The 19,151-nt window shown below is 61.5% G+C and carries 19 protein-coding genes and 1 pseudogene; 7 read left to right on the forward strand and 13 right to left on the reverse strand.

What is annotated here, in order from left to right; translation table 11 throughout:
- The first annotated feature begins 246 nt into the window (after window positions 1–246).
- The 3 genes from J3P85_RS05880 (at window position 247) to pdxH (ending at window position 3,312) form a co-directional block, all read left to right on the forward strand.
- Entirely contained in the window at window positions 247–1,392 is a 1,146-nt protein-coding gene (locus J3P85_RS05880; RefSeq protein WP_434705187.1) for a serine hydrolase domain-containing protein, read from the forward strand.
- Between the two features lie 117 nt (window positions 1,393–1,509).
- A complete protein-coding gene (locus J3P85_RS05885) occupies window positions 1,510–2,640 on the forward strand; it encodes an OmpA family protein (RefSeq protein ID WP_434705188.1) in 1,131 nt (376 codons plus the stop codon).
- Window positions 2,641–2,664: 24 nt separating this feature from the next.
- The gene (gene pdxH / locus J3P85_RS05890) at window positions 2,665–3,312 is read left to right on the forward strand and encodes a pyridoxamine 5'-phosphate oxidase (protein WP_434705189.1); all 648 of its coding nucleotides are present in this window, start codon (window positions 2,665–2,667) and stop codon (window positions 3,310–3,312) included.
- Here pdxH and J3P85_RS05895 read toward each other — a convergent pair.
- Window positions 3,260–3,540, reverse strand: a pseudogene (locus J3P85_RS05895) (hypothetical protein). The gene pdxH and the pseudogene J3P85_RS05895 overlap by 53 nt on opposite strands.
- A 170-nt stretch (window positions 3,541–3,710) precedes the next feature.
- On the opposite strand from J3P85_RS05895, the gene J3P85_RS05900 reads away from it, so the two are divergent.
- Window positions 3,711–4,175, forward strand: coding sequence for a glycine zipper 2TM domain-containing protein (locus J3P85_RS05900; protein ID WP_003184697.1), 465 nt, complete (start codon window positions 3,711–3,713; stop codon window positions 4,173–4,175).
- Window positions 4,176–5,138: 963 nt separating this feature from the next.
- Here J3P85_RS05900 and nhaA read toward each other — a convergent pair.
- The gene (nhaA, locus tag J3P85_RS05905; RefSeq protein ID WP_434705190.1) at window positions 5,139–6,323 is read right to left on the reverse strand and encodes a Na+/H+ antiporter NhaA; all 1,185 of its coding nucleotides are present in this window, start codon (window positions 6,321–6,323) and stop codon (window positions 5,139–5,141) included.
- Between the two features lie 267 nt (window positions 6,324–6,590).
- On the opposite strand from nhaA, the gene J3P85_RS05910 reads away from it, so the two are divergent.
- On the forward strand, window positions 6,591–7,685 hold the full coding sequence (locus tag J3P85_RS05910) for a PLP-dependent cysteine synthase family protein (RefSeq protein ID WP_434705191.1): 1,095 nt from the start codon (window positions 6,591–6,593) through the stop codon (window positions 7,683–7,685).
- Between the two features lie 169 nt (window positions 7,686–7,854).
- Here the strand turns inward: J3P85_RS05910 and J3P85_RS05915 are convergent, their stop codons facing one another.
- On the reverse strand, window positions 7,855–9,468 hold the full coding sequence (locus tag J3P85_RS05915; RefSeq protein WP_434705193.1) for an NAD(P)/FAD-dependent oxidoreductase: 1,614 nt from the start codon (window positions 9,466–9,468) through the stop codon (window positions 7,855–7,857).
- Between the two features lie 73 nt (window positions 9,469–9,541).
- Complete coding sequence (locus tag J3P85_RS05920; protein WP_434706326.1) at window positions 9,542–10,216, reverse strand: COG3650 family protein; 675 nt, start codon at window positions 10,214–10,216, stop codon at window positions 9,542–9,544.
- A gap of 176 nt (window positions 10,217–10,392) precedes the next feature.
- Between J3P85_RS05920 and J3P85_RS05925 the strand changes: the two genes are divergently transcribed.
- Window positions 10,393–10,761 (forward strand): SecDF P1 head subdomain-containing protein, encoded by a 369-nt coding sequence (locus J3P85_RS05925; protein ID WP_434705194.1) that lies wholly within the window; start codon window positions 10,393–10,395, stop codon window positions 10,759–10,761.
- 31 nt (window positions 10,762–10,792) lie between these two features.
- Here J3P85_RS05925 and J3P85_RS05930 read toward each other — a convergent pair whose 3' ends face one another.
- Window positions 10,793–11,392 (reverse strand): short chain dehydrogenase, encoded by a 600-nt coding sequence (locus tag J3P85_RS05930; protein WP_434705195.1) that lies wholly within the window; start codon window positions 11,390–11,392, stop codon window positions 10,793–10,795.
- Window positions 11,393–11,496: 104 nt separating this feature from the next.
- Here J3P85_RS05930 and J3P85_RS05935 point away from each other — a divergent pair, with 104 nt between their 5' ends.
- Window positions 11,497–12,411, forward strand: a complete 915-nt coding sequence (locus J3P85_RS05935; RefSeq protein ID WP_434705197.1) for a LysR family transcriptional regulator — start codon at window positions 11,497–11,499, stop codon at window positions 12,409–12,411.
- A 172-nt stretch (window positions 12,412–12,583) separates the two neighbouring features.
- Here the strand turns inward: J3P85_RS05935 and J3P85_RS05940 are convergent, their stop codons facing one another.
- The 8 genes from J3P85_RS05940 to livH form a co-directional block, all read right to left on the reverse strand.
- Window positions 12,584–13,063, reverse strand: a complete 480-nt coding sequence (locus tag J3P85_RS05940) for a DoxX family protein (protein ID WP_434705198.1) — start codon at window positions 13,061–13,063, stop codon at window positions 12,584–12,586.
- The gene (locus J3P85_RS05945) at window positions 13,060–13,818 is read right to left on the reverse strand and encodes an HvfC/BufC N-terminal domain-containing protein (RefSeq protein WP_434705199.1); all 759 of its coding nucleotides are present in this window, start codon (window positions 13,816–13,818) and stop codon (window positions 13,060–13,062) included. Before J3P85_RS05945 ends, J3P85_RS05940 begins: the two co-directional genes overlap by 4 nt.
- A complete protein-coding gene (gene bufB, locus J3P85_RS05950) occupies window positions 13,815–14,684 on the reverse strand; it encodes an MNIO family bufferin maturase (RefSeq protein WP_434705200.1) in 870 nt (289 codons plus the stop codon). The genes J3P85_RS05945 and bufB overlap by 4 nt, the downstream gene beginning before the upstream one ends.
- Window positions 14,685–14,709: 25 nt before the next feature.
- Window positions 14,710–15,015, reverse strand: coding sequence for a BufA1 family periplasmic bufferin-type metallophore (locus J3P85_RS05955; RefSeq protein WP_250963254.1), 306 nt, complete (start codon window positions 15,013–15,015; stop codon window positions 14,710–14,712).
- Between the two features lie 276 nt (window positions 15,016–15,291).
- Complete coding sequence (locus J3P85_RS05960; protein WP_053119042.1) at window positions 15,292–15,993, reverse strand: ABC transporter ATP-binding protein; 702 nt, start codon at window positions 15,991–15,993, stop codon at window positions 15,292–15,294.
- The gene (gene livG / locus J3P85_RS05965; protein ID WP_434705201.1) at window positions 15,994–16,761 is read right to left on the reverse strand and encodes a high-affinity branched-chain amino acid ABC transporter ATP-binding protein LivG; all 768 of its coding nucleotides are present in this window, start codon (window positions 16,759–16,761) and stop codon (window positions 15,994–15,996) included.
- On the reverse strand, window positions 16,758–18,014 hold the full coding sequence (locus J3P85_RS05970; RefSeq protein ID WP_186708461.1) for a high-affinity branched-chain amino acid ABC transporter permease LivM: 1,257 nt from the start codon (window positions 18,012–18,014) through the stop codon (window positions 16,758–16,760). Before J3P85_RS05970 ends, livG begins: the two co-directional genes overlap by 4 nt.
- Window positions 18,011–18,934 carry a high-affinity branched-chain amino acid ABC transporter permease LivH gene (livH, locus tag J3P85_RS05975; RefSeq protein WP_014336891.1) on the reverse strand — a complete coding sequence of 308 codons (924 nt, stop codon included), beginning with the start codon at window positions 18,932–18,934 and terminating at the stop codon, window positions 18,011–18,013. Before livH ends, J3P85_RS05970 begins: the two co-directional genes overlap by 4 nt.
- Between the last annotated feature and the right edge of the window lie 217 nt (window positions 18,935–19,151).

Here is a 19,151-nt window from a genome sequence, read left to right on the forward strand (position 1 = left end):
GGCGCTTTTGTGGCGAGGGAGCTTGCTCCCGCTGGGCTGCGCAGCAGCCCCAAACCTGGCACAGCGGTGTGCCAGGCCTATGGCGTGCGGTCTGAACAGGGCTGCTGCGCACCCCAGCGGGAGCAAGCTCCCTCGCCACAAAGGCCAGAACCAGTCCGGTCAGCCGTCTTGCGGCGGTTCCCAAAAGCCTGAATGGCTGAAACAATGCCAGCCACCTTAAAAGTGTTTGTTTCAAGGGAGTTACGGGTGCAAATTCAAGGTCATTACGAGCTTCAGTTCGAAGCGGTGCGTGAAGCGTTCGCGGCATTGTTCGATGACCCCCAGGAGCGCGGCGCGGCGTTGTGCATCCAGGTGGGTGGGCGCACGGTGATCGACCTGTGGGCCGGTACCGCCGACAAGGATAGCCATGAAGCCTGGCACAGCGACACCATCGCCAACCTGTTCTCCTGCACCAAGACGTTCACCGCCGTCACCGCCTTGCAACTGGTGGCCGAAGGCAAGTTGCAACTGGACGCCCCGGTGGCCCGCTATTGGCCTGAGTTCGCGGCGGCGGGCAAAGCTGGTATTACCCTGCGCCAACTGCTCTGCCATCAGGCCGGACTTCCGGCGCTGCGTGAGCTATTGCCGCCCGAAGCGCTGTATGACTGGCAGACCATGGTCGACGCCCTGGCGGCCGAAACGCCTTGGTGGACGCCGGGCGAGGGCCACGGTTATGCCGCGATCACTTACGGCTGGCTGGTGGGCGAGTTGTTGCGCCGGGCCGACGGGCGAGGCCCGGGGGAGTCCATCGTGGCCCGCGTCGCCAAGCCGTTGGGCCTGGATTTTCACGTGGGCCTGGCCGACGAGGAATTTCATCGCGTGGCCCACATCGCCCGTGGCAAAGGCAACGTCGGCGATGCGGCGGCCCAGCGCCTGTTGCAGGTGACGATGCGCGAGCCCACGGCGATGACCACCCGGGCGTTTATCAATCCGCCGTCGATCATGACCAGCACCAACAAACCGGAATGGCGACGCATGCAGCAACCGGCGGCCAACGGCCACGGCAATGCCCGTAGCCTGGCCGGGTTCTACGCGGGACTGCTCGATGGCAGCCTGCTGGAAGGTGAAATGCTCGACGAACTGACTCGCCAGCACAGCCTCGGCGAGGATAAGACGTTGTTGACTCAGACCTGTTTCGGCCTGGGCTGCATGCTTGACCAGCCGGATGTGCCGAATGCGACGTACGGCCTCGGCCCACGGGCGTTCGGTCATCCGGGGGCAGGAGGCTCGATCGGGTTTGCCGATCCCGAACATGATGTCGCGTTCGGCTTCGTGACCAACACGCTTGGGCCTTACGTGTTGATGGACCCGCGCGCGCAGAACCTTGCGCGGGTGCTTGCCACTTGTCTATAAAACGCCATTGAAGGCCATGGACACAGGAACCTCGTGTCCTTTTCAGTTTCCAAGCGTCTGTTTATGCGGCCAAAACATGGCCTTGTTTTTTCATCTAGATCATTTTGTGGATATCCAATGTCATCGAATAAAACCCTCGCTCTGGCGCTGTGCTTCGCTATCACCGGTTGCGCACAAACCCCACAAAATGATGCCGAGGGCGGCAGTGGCTGGTGGCCGTTCGGTTCTTCCGACAAGGTAGCGGCCAAGGAAGCGGCGCCAGTGGCGCCCCTGAAGCCAGCCGCCGTCGCACCGCAAGCCAAGGCCGAGGGCGCCAGCAATTGGTGGTGGCCGTTCTCTTCCGAGGAAACCGCCGCAGACGCCGCCAGAAAAGCCGAAGCAAACGCTGAAGCCAAGCCTGAGGCCAAGGCGCAGACTGCAGTTGCCAAGGCCGAAGCCGAAAGCAACGGCAAGTGGTGGTGGCCGTTCGGCGGCAAGGATCAGGAAACCGCCAAGGCGGTGCCGATGCCCGATCCGAAAGTTACCCAGGCCTGGCTCGACGACTACGAGCCGAAGCTGCGCACCGCCATCAAGGACAGCAAGCTCGAACTCGAGCGCCGCGACAACGTGCTGGTGGTCACCGCGCCCGTGGACGGCTCGTTCAACCCGGACCGCCCGGCCATGCTGTTGCCTGTGACGCTCGGCCCGTTCACCCGCGTGGCGAAGATCCTCGAGGCCGATCCGAAGACTGCCGTGCTGATTCTCGGCCATGCCGATACCTCGGGCGCTGCCCCGGCCAACCTCAAGCTCAGCCAGGAGCGTGCCCAGTCCGTGGCGGCGATTTTCCGCCTCAGCGGCCTGCAACGTGATCGCCTGATGCTGCGCGGCATGGGCGCAGTGGCGCCACGTGCGGCCAACGACAGCGTCGAGGGTCGCGCTTTGAACCGTCGTGTGGAACTGCTGGTCACGCCGGCCAACACCATGGTTGCGCTGCTGAGCAAATACAACATGCCGGCGCCGGCCCCGGTGACCATGGTTGCCGCCCAGGATGTGAAGCCTGCTGCCCCGGCCCCTGCGCCTGCGGCTAAAAAAGCGGTGGCCTCGACCAAGAAAGCCTCGACCAAGAAAGCGCCGGCCAAAAAAGCCGCGACCAAGACGCCTGCAAAGAAAGCCCCGGCCAAGCCCGCCACCCCGGCGAAGAAACCCCAACTGGCCAAAGCCGCCACCGATACCAAGAAAGTCGCGGCCGCCGAGACTCCGAAGCAGTGATGGGCTAACCATAAGGAATGCGCCATGACCCAACCGCTGGCTGATATGCGCCGCGACTACACCCGCGACGGCTTGACCGAGGCACAAGCCCCGGCCGAGCCGTTTGCATTGTTCCACCAATGGTTCGCCGACGCGGTGAAAACCGAACAGGCCCCGGTGGAGGCCAACGCCATGACCCTGGCGACGGTGGATGCAGACGGGCGCCCGCATTGCCGGATCCTGCTGCTCAAGGGCCTGGATGCCCTGGGCTTTACGTTCTTCACCAACTACGACAGCGCCAAGGGCCAACAACTGGCCGCGAATCCGTTCGCGGCCATGACGTTTTTCTGGCCGGCCCTGGAACGCCAGGTGCGCATCGAAGGCAAAGTGGTCAAGGTCACGGCGCAAGAGTCGGACGCCTATTACCAGGTTCGCCCGCTGGGCAGCCGTCTCGGCGCCTGGGCTTCACCCCAGAGCCGGGTGATTTCAGGGCGCGGGGAGTTGGACGATTTGCTCAAGGCCACCGAGCAACGCTTCAGTGACAGCCAACCCCATTGCCCGGAGCATTGGGGCGGTTACCGCTTGCTGCCCGAGCGCATCGAGTTCTGGCAGGGCCGCCCGAGCCGCCTGCATGATCGCCTCAACTACCGCCTGCAAGGGGCGAACTGGACTCGCGAGCGCCTGGCGCCTTAACGGGATAACCTGCCGCAGCGGTTTGCAACCATTGCGGCAGGTCCCTGCGCTTGATGCCTTGCTCTCGGGCGCGGGTCAATTGTTGCAGCATGTAGGTCTTTTTCTGCTCGTCCTGCCCCGCCAACGACAGCGCCAGGTCGCGGTCCATCCAGCGTTTGATCCGCACGTACAGCCAGCCGTGGAAGTACAAGCCGGCACGGTGGTGACGACGATAATGAAATAATCCATGAAAAATCCCTGGGTTGATGACGCAGGTTTCGTAAATTGGCGCTACTGTTTGGTGAATTTTTCCGGTGCGCCTGTATCCCACCTGAATGAAAACAATTTTATCCCGGCAAGGCCGTGACAGGCGTCAAGCTGGGGAGTTTAATGAATCCCTGTCTTTTGGAGTTGATGCTATGCGTAAGTCTGTTTTGCTGGTTGCTTCCTTTTCCACGATGGCGATGTTGCTCACTGGCTGTCAGTCGAGCCTGACCGGTGACTCCTACTCCCGTGACGAAGCGCGTCGCGTGCAGACGATTCGCATGGGGACCATCGAATCCCTGCGTCCGGTCAAGATCGAAGGCACCAAGACCCCGATCGGCGGTGCGGCGGGTGCCGTGGTCGGTGGTGTTGGCGGCAGCGCCATTGGTGGTGGCCGTGGCAGCATCGTCGCTGCTGTGATCGGTGCCGTGGCCGGTGGCCTGATCGGTTCCGCCACTGAAGAAGGCCTGACCCGTACCCAGGGTGTGGAAATCACTGTGCGTGAAGATGACGGCAGTATGCGTGCGTATGTGCAGCAGGTTCAGGAGAACGAGGTGTTCCGTGTGGGTGAGCGGGTTCGTATTTCCACTGTGGATGGCACGAGTCGCGTATCGCACTAAGCGGAGTCAGGTCAGAAAAAACGGCGCTCATTCCTGGGAGGGAAGGCGCCGTTTTTTTATGGTTTTGTTTTGAATGGTGGTGTGTATTTCCGTTGCTGCGGTAACGGCGGCTTAGGGTTTCGCCTTACGGCGGGTCGCTTTTTCAGACGCCACGAAGGCAGCGTGGTTAACGGGGCGCCCCAGATCAAAATCAAAAGCCGAGCGAGGCGGCCTTATAGCCGACCTGGTTCATGCTGGTGACCGCGTTTCTCCTGTGGGAGCGGGCTTGCTCGCGAAGGCTGCGTTACAGTCGATGATGAGGTTGGATGTACAGGCCTCTTCGCGAGCAAGCCCGCTCCCACACAGGACCTGTGTTGAATTGAATGTTGTGTCTGCTGAAAATCGCATGTGGGAGCGAGCCTGCTCGCGAAGACGATGTCACATTCGATGAAGATGTTGAATGGGCTGGCCTCTTCGCGAGCAAGCTCGCTCCCACAGTGGTTCTGTGTCGGACATGAGTTTTGTATTCACCGCAGATCCAGTGTGGGAGCGAGCTTGCTCGCGATAGCGGTGGCTCAGCCACATAACTGCCGGCCTATGCCCCGCTTGCTCTTGCTCTTGCTCTTGCTCTTGCTCTTGCTTTGGACTTGATCTTGATCTTGATCTTGATCTTGATCTTGATCTTGATCTGGGCGCCCCGTTAAACCACGCTGGCCGAACGCAGGCATTGCGCAGTGGGCAACCCGGCATGGATGCCGGGTTAGCCGCGCTGGGCCATGGATGGCCCTTCGCGGCGGGCCCACGGAGCAATGCCGGAGTGAGGGCACACCGAGCCTAAGCGAGGTGCCGAGTGGTGGGGCAAAGCGCTTTTGGTTACTTTTGGCGCTTTTCCAAAAGTGACCCGCTGTAAAAGCGGAACCGCCAGTGGCCGTTACCGCAGCAACGGATATACACACCGTCCGGAATGGCTTTAAAAAAGCTAGATCAGCTTGGCAATGCAGGCTTACGACTAGCCGCCGCCGTCACCGCATAACCCAGCAACGCCGCCAATATCGAACCCGTAAGAATCCCCATCCGATCCATGCCGGCGTAGTCACTCACACCCGGCTCGAACGCGAGGGAGCCAACGAACAAGCTCATGGTGAACCCGATCCCACACAGGATCGCCACCCCCAGGATCTGCCCCCAATTGGCCCCGGCGGGCAGGCTGGCGATGCCGATTTTCACCGCCAGCCAGGTCAGGCCGAAGACGCCGACGGCCTTGCCCAGCAGCAGGCCGATGGCGATACCCATCGGCACGTGATGGGTGAAGCTTTCGACGGTGACGCCGCTCAGGGACAGGCCAGCATTGGCGAAAGCGAACAGCGGCAGGATGCCGTAGGCCACCCAGGGATGCAGGGCATGTTCCAGGGTCAGCAGCGGCGAGGTCTCGGCGTTTTTCGTGCGCAGCGGGATGCAGAACGCCAGGGTTACCCCGGCCAGGGTGGCATGGACACCGCTCTTGAGTACGCAGATCCAGAGGATCAGGCCCACGACCATGTAGGGCCCGAGCTTGACCACCCCCATCCGGTTCATCGCCACCAGCGCGGCGATGCAGGCGGCCGCCAGCATGAGCGACAAGGTCGACAGGGCGCCGGAGTAGAAGATGGCGATGATGATAATGGCGCCCAGGTCGTCGATGATCGCCAGGGTCATCAGGAACAGCTTGAGCGACACCGGCACCCGCTTGCCAAGCAAGGCCAGCACACCGAGGGCGAACGCGATGTCGGTGGCGGTGGGAATCGCCCAGCCAGCGAGGGCGGGAGGATTGTCGCGGTTGAGAAACCAATAGATCAGGGCGGGCACCACCATACCGCCAATCGCCGCCGCCCCTGGCAGGACGATTTGCGAAGGTTTCGACAACTGCCCATCGAGGACCTCACGCTTGACCTCGAGACCGATGAGCAGGAAGAACATCGCCATCAGGCCGTCGTTGATCCACAGCAGCAAGGGTTTGGCGATTTTCAGCGCGCCGACTTGGGCGACCACCGGCGTGTCGAGCAGGCCGTTGTATAGCCAGGACAGCGGCGAATTGTTGATGACCAGGGCCAGCACGGCGGCAGCGATCAGCAGCAGGCCGCTGGCAGCTTCCAGTTGAAAAAAACGTGTCAGAGAATTGCGTAGAGCCACGATCGCTCTCCATTCATTGAATCAAAAAGATGGCACACCCTAACCCGTACTGTTAGTTGTTAAAACAAAAGTTATATTCTTTTTTGTTATATGTCGTTACAAGGCCTGCGCCACACAGTCGGCAGTTACGGGCCATATTGGACCTTAGCTGTACCTGTGCGCGATGTCGGTTTTTTCCTAAGCTGGCGTCTGGTTTTTCCGAACGCCAGCCCTTGCCTGCACGACCGCGTGATTTCCCCGCGTCGAACCGATCAGTGAGAAAACACCATGAACGACCATCGCCAGTGGGCCCGCGAAGCGATCCGCATCATTGAGGCTGACTTCCAGCGCAGCGCCGATACCCACTTGATTCCGCTGCCGCTGCCTGGCCTGCCGGGCATCGAACTGTATTTCAAGGATGAGTCCAGCCATCCCACCGGCAGCCTCAAGCATCGGCTGGCGCGCTCGCTGTTTCTTTATGCGTTGTGTAACGGCTGGCTCAAGCCCGGTGCGCCAGTGATCGAGGCCTCCAGCGGTTCGACGGCGATTTCCGAGGCTTACTTCGCCAGGTTGCTGGGCCTGCCGTTCATTGCGGTGATGCCGGCGACCACCTCCAGGGAAAAGATCGCACAGATCGCGTTTTATGGCGGTCAGAGCCACCTGGTGGACGACCCTACGCAGATCTACGCCGAATCCGAACGCTTGGCCCGCGAGCATGATGGGCACTTCATCGACCAGTTCACCTACGCCGAGCGCGCCACGGACTGGCGGGCCAATAACAACATTGCCGAATCGATCTTCCAGCAGATGCGCTTCGAGCGGCATCCGGAGCCCGCTTGGCTGATTTCCAGCCCTGGCACCGGCGGCACCACGGCGACCCTGGGACGTTATGTCCGTTACCGCCAGCACGGCACCCGCGTGTTATGCGCCGACGCCGAGCGTTCCGTGTTCTTCGATTACTACCGCAGTGGCGACGCGAGCCTGCGCCTGGACTGCGGTTCACGCATCGAGGGCATCGGCCGGCCGCGGGTCGAGGCGTCGTTCCTGCCGAAAGTCATCGATGCGATGGTCAAGGTTCCGGATGCCTTGTCACTGGCGGCCATGCACTACCTGGCCGAGCGCTTGGGACGACGGGTCGGTGGGTCCAGCGGTACCAACCTGATCGGCGCACTCATGGCGGCCCGGCAGATGGCAGATGCCGGGGAGTCGGGATCGATCGTGGCGATCTTGTGTGACGGTGGCGAGCGTTATGCCACGACCTATTACGACCCGGTGTGGCTCAAGGCCCAGGGCTATGAGTTGAATGGGCTGATGGACATCGTGGCAGCGAGTGTGGAGCGGGGCGAGGCGCTGCCGGAGAGTGTGTTGCGGGCGAATATCTGAATCTGAAAGCCCCCGAGATCCCTTGTGGGAGCGAGCTTGCTCGCGATAGCGGTGGATCAGTCAACAGCTGTGTTGAATGCCAGGCCGCCATCGCGAGCAAGCTCGCTCCCACAGGGTCATGCTGTCTATCTAGGCAAGACGCTGCCTTGAGTGAACAGCATTGGCCTCCTCAGCCCTCGAGCCCCAGCATATCCCGCGCCACCGCCTCGGCAATCCGAATCCCGTCCACCCCCGCCGACAGGATTCCGCCCGCGTAACCGGCGCCTTCACCCGCCGGGAACAGGCCCTTGACGTTCAGGCTCTGCAGCGACTCGTTGCGGGTGATGCGCAGGGGCGATGAGGTGCGGGTTTCGATGCCGGTCAGCACGGCGTCATGCAGCGAGTAGCCGCGGATCTGTTTCTCGAACGCCGGCAGGGCCTCGCGGATAGCTTCGATGGCGAAATCCGGCAGGGCCAAGGCCAAGTCACCGAGGGACACCCCTGGCTTGTAGGAAGGTTCGACGCTGCCCAGGGCCGTAGACGGCTTGCCGGCGATGAAGTCGCCCACCAGTTGCGCCGGAGCCTCGTAGTTGCTGCCGCCGAGCACGAACGCATGGGATTCCAGGCGTTCCTGCAATTCGATCCCGGCCAATGGGCCCCCTGGATAATCCACTTCCGGGGTAATACCGACGACGATGCCAGAGTTGGCGTTGCGCTCATTGCGCGAATACTGGCTCATACCGTTGGTCACGACGCGGTTCGGCTCGGACGTCGCCGCCACCACGGTGCCGCCCGGGCACATGCAGAAGCTGTACACCGAACGACCATTCTTGGCGTGGTGCACCAGCTTGTAATCGGCGGCGCCGAGTTTCGGATGGCCGGCGTATTTGCCCAGGCGCGCACTGTCGATCAGCGATTGCGGGTGTTCGATGCGGAAACCCACCGAGAACGGCTTGGCTTCCATGTATACGCCCCGACCGTGGAGCATGCGGAACGTGTCCCGGGCGCTGTGGCCGAGGGCGAGGATCACATGTTTCGAATGGATCTGCTCACCGCTGGCCAGCTCGACGCCAACCAGTTGACCGTCTTCGATCAGAACATCGGTAACCCGCTGCCCGAAGCGCACTTCACCGCCCAGGGCGCGAATCTGCTCACGCATGGTTTCCACCACGCCTGTCAGGCGGAAGGTGCCGATGTGCGGTTTGCTGACATAGAGGATTTCTTCCGGTGCACCGGCCTTGACGAATTCGTGCAGGACCTTGCGACCGAGGAATTTCGGATCTTTGATCTGGCTGTAGAGCTTGCCGTCCGAAAACGTCCCTGCGCCACCTTCACCGAACTGCACGTTGGATTCGGGGTTGAGCACGCTTTTGCGCCACAGGCCCCAAGTGTCCTTGGTGCGCTGGCGCACTTCCGGGCCACGCTCGAGGATGATCGGCTTGAAACCCATCTGTGCCAGCAACAGGGCGGCGAAGATCCCGCACGGGCCGAAGCCGACTACGATCGGCCGTTCGCTCAGGTCGGTCGGCGCCTGGCCCACCACTTTGTAACTGACATCCGGCGCTTCGTTGACGTTACGGTCATCGGCGAACTTGCGCAGCACGCTGGCTTCATCGCGCACCGTCAGGTCGATGGTGTAGATGAAGCACAGTTCCGAGGATTTCTTGCGCGCGTCGTAGCTGCGCTTGAACAAGGTGAAGTCGAGCAGGTCATCGCTGGCGATGCCCAGGCGCTGCAGGATGGCAGGGCGCAGGTCGTCTTCGGGGTGATCGATTGGCAGCTTGAGTTCGGTGATTCGTAACATGGCGGGGTCCGGTTCGCGGGATGCACAACTGCACCAGGGCGTGAACCGGCGATTATAAGCCAAAAGCGGTGAATCAGTCGTCGCGCGCGCCACCGAAGTAGGCGCAGCCGCGCTGGACCTGGTTGTTGACTCGCAACTCGGCGCTCATGTGCTGCACGCTGCCGCTGGCGCTGTCGACACAGCGTGCCGGTGTCACCCAGAGTTCGACTTTCTCGCCGTTGGCTTCGGTGCCGAGGTTGAAGCGGCCATCGCCCAACTGTTCCTCGACATAAGGCACCGCCAGTGGCGGCTGACCTACGCGATCCAGTACCAGGCCCTTGCCGCTGGCCGTGAGGGTCCATTCCGGGCTGTGGCCCGTTGCGCGCAGAATCATGCGTTTGAAGTCAGCGTTATCGCATGTGGTCCCCGACGGTTCCAGGCGATAGAGCTGCTCGACGTCCAACTGGCTGTCGGTACCGGCCGCCGCGCTGGAAACGATGCGACCGCGTACGTCGGCAAACAATTTGCCATGATCGTCGGCCAAGGATGCAGCTTGTTGCAGGACGCTGGTGCCGCCGGCGTCGTTGACGATGTAGCGGCGTTGTTCCTGGCAGGGCTGGAACATCAGCTTGCCATCCGCCGCCGTCAGTTCGCCTTGCATACGCGTTTGCCCGGCATGGAACGCGCTCTGGCGCGGCGCTTCGAGCAACTGGCAGCCGGCGAAAAGCGGGAGGAGAGCGACAAACAACAGGGAACGAGCGGCACGCATCATTGGGTCTCCAGACAAGTGCCGCCACGTTACTCAGACTGAACCTTCATCACAAGGTCATGGCGTCAACTTGGCAGTCCAATCCTGTGGTTTCGGCAACATTCCGTGTCATTTCAAACGCCAAGGCGTCGAGGGGATGCCTTAGTCTTGCGCAATTTCAGCTTGCAGGTGGACTCGTGACGAAAGCAAAACAGGCGTTGTTCGTAGCATTGGGGATGGTGGCGGCCTTGCAGTGCCTGGCGGCGGATATCAAACTTTCATCCGCTACGGATTTTTCGGCAATGGTCCTGACACTCAAGCAAGTGGACGATCCCAATCCGGACTACTTGTCGCTTGAGGTCACGTTTAGCCCGCAAGGGCAACAACGCATGGCACAGGCGACTCGCGAAGCGATGCATCAACGCTTGCGGTTTTTTATCGATGGGGTACTGGTGAGCACGGCAATAGTGCAAGAAGTGCTCAATGGTCCTGCCGCAAGAATGAGCATATCGCGCGAAGCTGCCCGTTCGTTGGTACCCAAATTATTGGAACCATCGACGCCCTGATTGCAACCAGGGCGCCGCCGGACATTCTTCCTCAGCCCACATGAAAAGTCCGGCCGGTTTGCAAGCCTTCGACACTCTTCGCATAGGCCAATGCCACCTCCGCTGCGGGAACCGGCTTGTAGCCACGGAAGTACGGCGCATATTTATCCATGGCTTCCAGCAGTACGTTCGGGCTCACCGAATTGACCCGCATGCCCCGTGGCAACTCGATTGCCGCAGCGCGCACGAAGCTGTCCAGGGCACCGTTGACCAGGGCCGCCGAGGCACCACTCTTGATCGGATCGTGGCTGAGCACGCCGCTGGTGAGGGTGAAGGATGCGCCGTCGTTGGCGAATTCGCGGCCGATCAGCAGCAGGTTGACCTGGCCCATCAGTTTGTCTTTCAAACCCAGGGCAAAGCTGTCTTCGGTCATCTCGGCCAGGGGCGCAAAGGTGACGTTGCCGGCGGCGCAGACCAAGGCATCGAAACGGCCGGTCTTCTCGAACAGGGCGCGAATCGAGGCGCTGTCGCTGATATCCACTTGCAGTTCACCGCTGTGGCGGCCGATCCGAACGATTTCGTGGCGGGGCGACAGTTCGTTATCGATGGCCGAACCGATGGTGCCGTTGGCGCCGATCAACAGGATTTTCATGAGCTGTTCCTCAATGGGTTGAATGAGTTTTCAGTCTAGAGGGGTTCTTTCCATTGATAATCATGCTAATAGGCAACCTTTGGTTTTCATTTGGAAACAATCCAATGAGCGAAATGGATGACCTGGCGGCATTTGCCGTGTTGATGGAGGCCGGCAGTTTCACCTTGGCGGCCCAGCAGTTGGGGTGCAGCAAGGGCCAGTTGTCCAAGCGTATCAGCCTGTTGGAGAAGCGCTTTTCAGTGGTGCTGCTGCAACGCACCACTCGGCGCCTGAGCCTCACGGCGGCAGGGGCGGCGTTGTTGCCCCAGGCCCAGGCATTGTTGGTGCAGGTAGAAAGGGCGCGTCAGGCATTGGCGCGGTTGAAGGATGACATCTCCGGGCCGGTGCGTATGACGGTGCCGGTTTCGTTGGGCGAAACGTTCTTCGAGGGTTTGTTGACGGAGTTCGCTCGCACCTATCCCGACGTGCAGATCGAACTGGAGCTCAACAACGGTTACCGTGACTTGAGCCGTGATGGCTTCGACCTGGCGATCCGTTCCGACGCTGCCATCGATGACCGGCTGGTGGCCCGGCCAGTGCTGGCGTGGCACGAAATGACCTGCGCCAGCCCGGCCTACCTTGAGCGTTACGGCGCACCTGAGACACCCCAGGCCCTGGCCGAGCACCGTTGCTTGCTCAACAGCCACTACAGCGGTCGGGAAGAATGGCTTTACCACCAGCAACACGAACTGCTGAGGGTCCGCGTCTCGGGGCCGTTCGCCAGCAATCACTACAGCCTGCTGAAAAAAGCCGCCCTGGCTGATGCCGGAATCGCCCGGCTGCCGTCGTACCTGCTGCATGAAGAGTTGGCTGACGGACGCCTGCATTGGCTGCTGCGCGATTACCAGACCCGGCGCATGCCGATGTACCTGGTGCACCCGTACCAGGGCGGCCTGCCCAAGCGCACCCAGGTGCTGGCCGACTACTTGATCGACTGGTTCAAGCGCAGCGGCGAAGCGTTGGATCGACTGCAGCGGTAGACCAGCCATTGGTCAGTCCCTGTGGGATGCCTGGATTTTTCGACCTGTCCAGGTCCCCTGTGGGAGCGAGCTTGCTCGCGATGGAGGTGGCCCATCCGGCATTTGTGCAAGCTGACCCACCCTATCGCGAGCAAGCTCGCTCCCACAGGGTTCTTCCACAGGGAATCTGTGTTCAGGCGTGGGCGTAGCGCTTGGCAATCAGGTGATCGATCGACAGCAGCCCCGGCCCACGGGCCATCAGGTAGAGCAAGACTGCTGCCCAGGTGCCATGGGTCGGGTAGGCATCCGGGTAGACGAACAGCTGGATGGTCACGGTCATGCCGAGCAAGGCCAGCGCCGAAAAGCGTGTCGCCAGGCCAAGCAGGATCAGGACCGGGAATACATGCTCGGCTGAGGCCGCCAGGTACGCGGCCAGTTCCGGCGACAGCAGCGGCAGGGCGTATTCGCTTTTGAACAGGGGAATGGTCGAGTCCGCCAGGTGCGGCAGGCCGATCTGGAAGGTGCCATCGAGCAGGTCGATGGCCAGGCCTTCGATTTTGGTCTGGCCGGATTTCCAGAACACCGCGGCAATCGAGAAACGTGCGACGAAGGCGATCAGGCTGTGGGGAGTTTTCTCCAGCCATTGAATGAAACCGGCAATCAGGGCGTTCATGGAGACACCTGTTCGGCGAGGAGGTGAGTGATGGCCTGGTGACGGATGAGGCCCGCCAGGGTGTGTTCCAGGTCGAGGTCGTTTGAGGCTTCGATGGCTGCAATCAGGGACCCCCCCTGTTGCAGGGCCGTGATAAAGCCATGGGCAGCGTGACTGATCGCAAACACTTTCACGTCCAGGCCGTGGCGCAGCACCAAGGCGTTTTGCGCGGGGAAGGCTTCGAACGGCACCGGTGTCTGGTGCTGATGGGCGGCCCAGATCGTCACCACGGCGAAGGGCGATTGCAACAGGTGCAGTGACGGGTGAAGCCCAATCTTCAGGTGCCCCGCCAGCGTGGGGGACGACAGCGCCTTTACAATTTGTTCTTCCGCCATGGGCTCGGCGTCGGCGGCATGCCAGGCTTGTAGATGCAATCGCTCCAGGCGAGCGACGTCCGTCAGGTACGGCACGCTGGCGGCGGGTTCGAAGTGTTTGATGAACTCGGCAAAGTCGTCCCCGTAGTCGCTCATCACCGGGCTTCGCGGCGCTGTCGATTGGACGTAGACCCCGGCCATGGCCCGAAAGAATTCCTCACCCACCAGATGCACCACCACCGGATAGTTGTCGGCCAGGGCGTTGATCAATGAACCGAGCACGTTATTGCGGTACACCGCGAAACGGCTTTCCGTGGCCGCGCCGTTGGCGCTGACCAAGCCGGGCGGACACGCTTTGCGCGGGTCGAGCAGGGCAGTGGTGAATGCGTGCTGGTTGCTCATGACCGCGCTCCTGCGGCGTTCAACAGCCGATCGGCCTGGCGCGCTTCGGCCAGCAGCACCTCCCACGCAGGAACGTAGTTGTCGCGCTCGATCAAAGTGGCCACCGGCCCGATCCGCTCCAGCACCTTGAGATACAGTTGCCAGACGGCGTGGTCGATGGGGGCGCCGTGATCGTCTATCAGCAGGCGCTCGCCGAGGCTGTCGGTGTCTTCGGCAAAGCCGGCCAGGTGAATTTCGCCGGTCGCGTGCAAGGGCAGGGCATCGAGGTAGGCCAAGGGATCGCGGCAGTGGTTGATGCACGAAACGTAGACGTTGTTCACATCCAGCAGCAGGCCGCAGCCGGTACGGCGGATCACTTCGCTGATGAAGTGTGGCTCGTCGAGGGTCGAGGCTTCGAAGGCCAGGTAGGTGGCCGGGTTTTCCAGCAACAGCACGCGTTTGAGGCTGCTCTGGACCTGATCGATGTGCTGGCAGACGCGGTCGAGGGTTGCTTCGTCGTAGGCCAATGGGAGCAGGTCATTGAGGAACACCGGGCCGTGGCTGGACCAGGCCAGGTGTTCGGAAAAGGACTGGGGCTGATAGCGTTCGATCAATGCGGCCAGGCGCTGCAGATGCGCAACATCCAGCGGCCCCTCCCCACCGATCGACAGGCCGACACCGTGCAATGACAGCGGGTACTGCTCGCGTATCCGCCCCAGGAAGTGATGAAGCGGCCCGCCCGCCACCATGTAGTTTTCCGCGTGCACTTCGAAAAAGCCCAGATCCGGTCGGGTCTGGAGCACTTCACGAAAATGCTCGCTCTTGAGCCCCAGCCCCGCTCTGGGCGGCAGCCAGCTATCAAGGGCGAGGGAAGGGGTCTTCAACATGGTGACGGGCCTCAGGCAGATGCGATCAGGATTTGGCTTTGAACGCTTCGAGCTGGCCGAAACCGGTCGGGGAAGTTTTGCTTTCGAGGGTGGTGCAAGTGCCTTTGGGCACCGATTTCCAGGCGTTGGCCTGATAGTCCATTTTTGCCGTGCCGGCGCAGGTGGTGCCGGCACCGGCGGCGCAATCGTTCTTGCCTTTTAGGGCAACGCCGAAGCATTTTTCCATGGTGTCGTCGGCTGCGTGGACGGTCGAGACGGCTGTCATGCTCAGGGCAGAACCCAGGGCCAGGACCAGGGCGGTGGCGGACAGGGTGCGGGTCGAAGCAGTCATGGTGATTCTCCAGTCTTCAGGGAAATGAACCGGCGTTAGTGCCGGTCTACTGAACTAGAGAGGGGAGGTGGGGGTGTGTTACAGCGCACGCAAGATTTTTTTGAGTGACCCCGAAACCCGTGGCGAGGGAGCTTGCTCCCGCTGGGCCGCGCAGCGGCCCCAAGGTGTTGTGGTCGCTGCGCAACCGAGCGGGAGCAAGCTCCCTCGCCACAAAGGCACTCATTTTACGAAGGGCAAAAAAAACGGCCCGAAGGCCGTTTTTTTCATTGCGCAGACTTAACCGCCCAAGTACGCCTCGCGCACTTTCGGGTCGGTCAGCAAGGCTTCGCCGGTGCCTTGCATCACCACGCGACCGTTCTCCAGCACGTACGCCCGGTCGGCGATTTTCAGCGCCTGGTTGGCGTTCTGCTCCACCAGGAACACCGTCACGCCATCCTTGCGCAGCTGTTCGATGATGTCGAAGATCTGCTGGATGATGATCGGTGCCAGGCCCAGGGACGGCTCATCGAGCAGCAGCAGCTTGGGCTTGCTCATCAGCGCACGGCCGATGGCGAGCATTTGCTGTTCGCCGCCGGACATGGTGCCGCCGCGCTGGGTAAAGCGTTCTTTCAGGCGTGGGAAAAGGTGCAGGACCTTGTCCATCTGTTCCTGATAGTCGCCCTTGTCAGTGAAAAAACCGCCCATGGCGAGGTTTTCTTCCACGGTCAATCGGGCAAATACCCGACGGCCTTCAGGCACCACGGCGATGCTCTTGCGCATGATCTGCGCCGAGTCCTGGCCCACCAGCTCCTCACCCATATAGCGGATGCTGCCGCTGTGGGCCTGGGGCGAACCGCAGAGCGTCATCAACAACGTTGATTTGCCGGCGCCGTTGGCACCGATCAGCGTGACGATTTCGCCCTGGCGGACCTCGACGTTGACGCTGTGCAGGGCCTGGATCTTGCCATAGAAGGTGGAAACGTTTTCGAACTGCAGCATTTACGCTTCCCCCAGGTAGGCTTTGATCACTTCAGGATTGTCGCGGATCTGCTCCGGCGTGCCGTCGGCCAGGGGCGTGCCCTGGTTGATCACGACGATGTGGTCGGAAATGCTCATGACCAGCTTCATGTCGTGCTCGATCAACAGCACGGTGACGTTGTGCTCCTCGCGCAGCACGCCGATCAACGCCTTCAGGTCTTCGGTTTCCTTCGGGTTCAGGCCGGCGGCCGGTTCGTCGAGCATGAGGATCCGCGGGCGGGTCATCATGCAGCGGGCGATTTCCAGGCGCCGTTGCTGACCGTAGGCCAGGGTCCCGGCGGTACGGTTGGCAAACTCGGTGAGGTTGACCTTGTCCAGCCAGTACGCGGCGTATTCCATGGCCTCGCGTTCGCTCTTGCGGAACGCCGGGGTCTTGAACAGGCCGGCAAAGAAGTTGGTGTTCAAGTGACGGTGCTGGGCGATCAACAGGTTCTCGACCGCCGTCATGTCCTTGAACAGCCGCACGTTCTGGAAGGTGCGCACCACGCCCTTGCGGGCGATGTGGTGACCGGGCAGGCCCTGGATGGGCTCGCCGTCCAACAGGATGGTGCCGCCAGTTGGCTGGTAGAAGCCGGTCAGGCAGTTGAACACGGTGGTCTTGCCCGCGCCGTTCGGCCCGATGAGGGCAACCACTTGCTTCTCTTGCACGGTCAGGGCTACGCCGTTGACCGCCAGCAAACCGCCGAAGCGCATGCTCAGGTTTTCGACTTTCAGGATCTCGCGGCTCATTTGCGCAGCTCCATGTGGGGGCGTTGCATAGGCAGCAGACCTTGAGGACGCCAGATCATCATCAGCACCATCAAGGCGCCGAACATCAACATGCGATATTCACTGAATTCACGCATCATTTCCGGCAGCAGGATCATCACGATCGCCGCCAGGATCACGCCCAGTTGCGAGCCCATCCCGCCCAGCACCACGATGGCGAGGATGATCGCCGACTCGATGAAGGTGAAGGATTCCGGCGTCACCAGGCCCTGGCGAGCAGCGAAGAAGCTGCCGGCAAAACCGGCGAACGCAGCGCCGAGGGTAAAGGCCGACAGTTTGATCACGGTGGGGTTGAGACCCAGGGCACGGCAGGCGATTTCGTCTTCACGCAGCGCTTCCCACGCACGGCCGATCGGCATGCGCAGCAGGCGGTTGATGACGAACAACGCGGCCAGGGCCAGCAACAGAGCAACCAGGTAGAGGAAGATCACCTTGTTGATCGAGCTGTATTCCAGGCCGAAGTACTCGTGGAAGGTTTGCAGACCTTCGGCGGCTTTACGTTCGAAGGTCAGGCCGAAGAACGTCGGTTTCTCGATGTTGCTGATGCCGTTCGGGCCACCGGTGATGTCGGTCAGGTTGCGCAGGAACAGACGGATGATCTCACCGAAACCCAGGGTCACGATCGCCAGGTAGTCGCCACGCAAGCGCAGGACCGGGAAACCCAGCAGGAAACCGAAGGTGGCGGCCATCATCCCGGCGATCGGCAGGCAGATCCAGAAGCTCAGGCCGAAGTAATGGGACAGCAGCGCGTAGCTGTAGGCTCCGACGGCGTAGAAACCGACGTAACCCAGGTCCAGCAGGCCGGCCAGGCCTACGACGATGTTCAGGCCCAGGCCCAGCATCACGTAGATCAGGATCAGCGTGGCGATGTCCACCGCGCCGCGCGAACCGAAGAACGGCCACACCAGGGCCACGACGATCAAGCCCAGCACGATCCAGCGCTGGGTGCTCGGCAGGGTCAGGAAGTTGCTGGCCTTGGCCGGCATCACCGGCAGGCCGGGCGAAGACTTCCACGCCGCGCTGATCTGCGTGCTGAACAACACGCGCACGAACATCAGCAGCGAGCACACGGCGATGGTCGCCAGGATGGCCGGGCTGGTGCCGTGCACTTCCAGGTTGATGCCGACGATGGTCAGTTTAAGACCCAGTACCGGGTAGGCCACGGCCCAGACCAGCAGGGCGCTGAAAAGCGCCGATTTGAGATGCCTAGTCATACTTTCTCAACCTCCGGGCGGCCCAGGATGCCGGTCGGCCGGAATAACAGAACCAGAACCAACAAGCCGAATGCCACGACGTCCTTGTACTGGTCGCCGAAGATGTCGGCGCCAAAGGCTTCGGCCACGCCCAGCACCAGCCCGCCGAGCATGGCGCCGGGGATGCTGCCGATGCCGCCCAGTACCGCGGCGGTGAAGGCTTTCAGGCCCACGAGGAAGCCGGCGTTGGGGTTGATCACGCCGTATTGCATGCTCAACAGCACCGCGGCGATGGCGGCCAGGGCCGCACCGATGACAAAGGTCAGGGCAATGATGTTGTTGGTGTTGATGCCCAGCAGGTTGGCCATCTTGATGTCCTCGGCACAGGCGCGGCAGGCGCGGCCCAGACGGGAACGGGAGATGAACAGCGTGAGGCCGAGCATGGCGACCAGGGTCACCACGAACACCACGATTTGCATGTAGGAAATCAGCACTTCATGTGCCCCGCCTGGCCCGATGGCGAAGTTGCCCGGGATCAGGTTGGGAATGGATTTGTCCTTGGAGTCTTGCGAAAGCAGTACCGTGTTCTGCAGGAAGATCGACATACCGATGGCGGAAATCAACGGGATCAGACGGTTGCTGCCGCGCAGGGGGCGGTAGGCGATCCGTTCGATGCTGTAGCCATAGGAACTGGTGACCACGATGCTCGCGATGAAAGCCGCGGTCATCAACAGCGGGACACTGTCGAGTCCCATCATGGCCAGCCCGGCGATGGCGATGAACGCCACGTAGGAGCCGATCATGTAGACCTCGCCATGGGCGAAGTTGATCATTCCAATGATGCCGTAGACCATCGTATAGCCGATGGCGATCAGGGCATACGTGCTGCCAACGGTCAGGCCGTTAACCAGCTGCTGGAAGAAGTGATAGATGTCAGGCATTACAGCGCTCCTAAAAACCTGATACGCATTTCACTGGTGGAGTCATTTTCCCGCCCGGGCCCCATGGATCTGCATCCACTTCGGACTCGAGGTTTGCCAGCGAACCGCTGATGACGGTTTTGAGATTTTCAGGTGGGGAGACTGGCGGATCACGCCAGCGCAGCCCAATACATTTAAAACAAAGCCCACGGCACGCCGTGGGCTTTATTGGCAGTCA

The organism is Pseudomonas sp. Z1-12, from assembly GCF_051132015.1.
Taxonomy (GTDB): domain Bacteria; phylum Pseudomonadota; class Gammaproteobacteria; order Pseudomonadales; family Pseudomonadaceae; genus Aquipseudomonas; species Aquipseudomonas zanjanensis.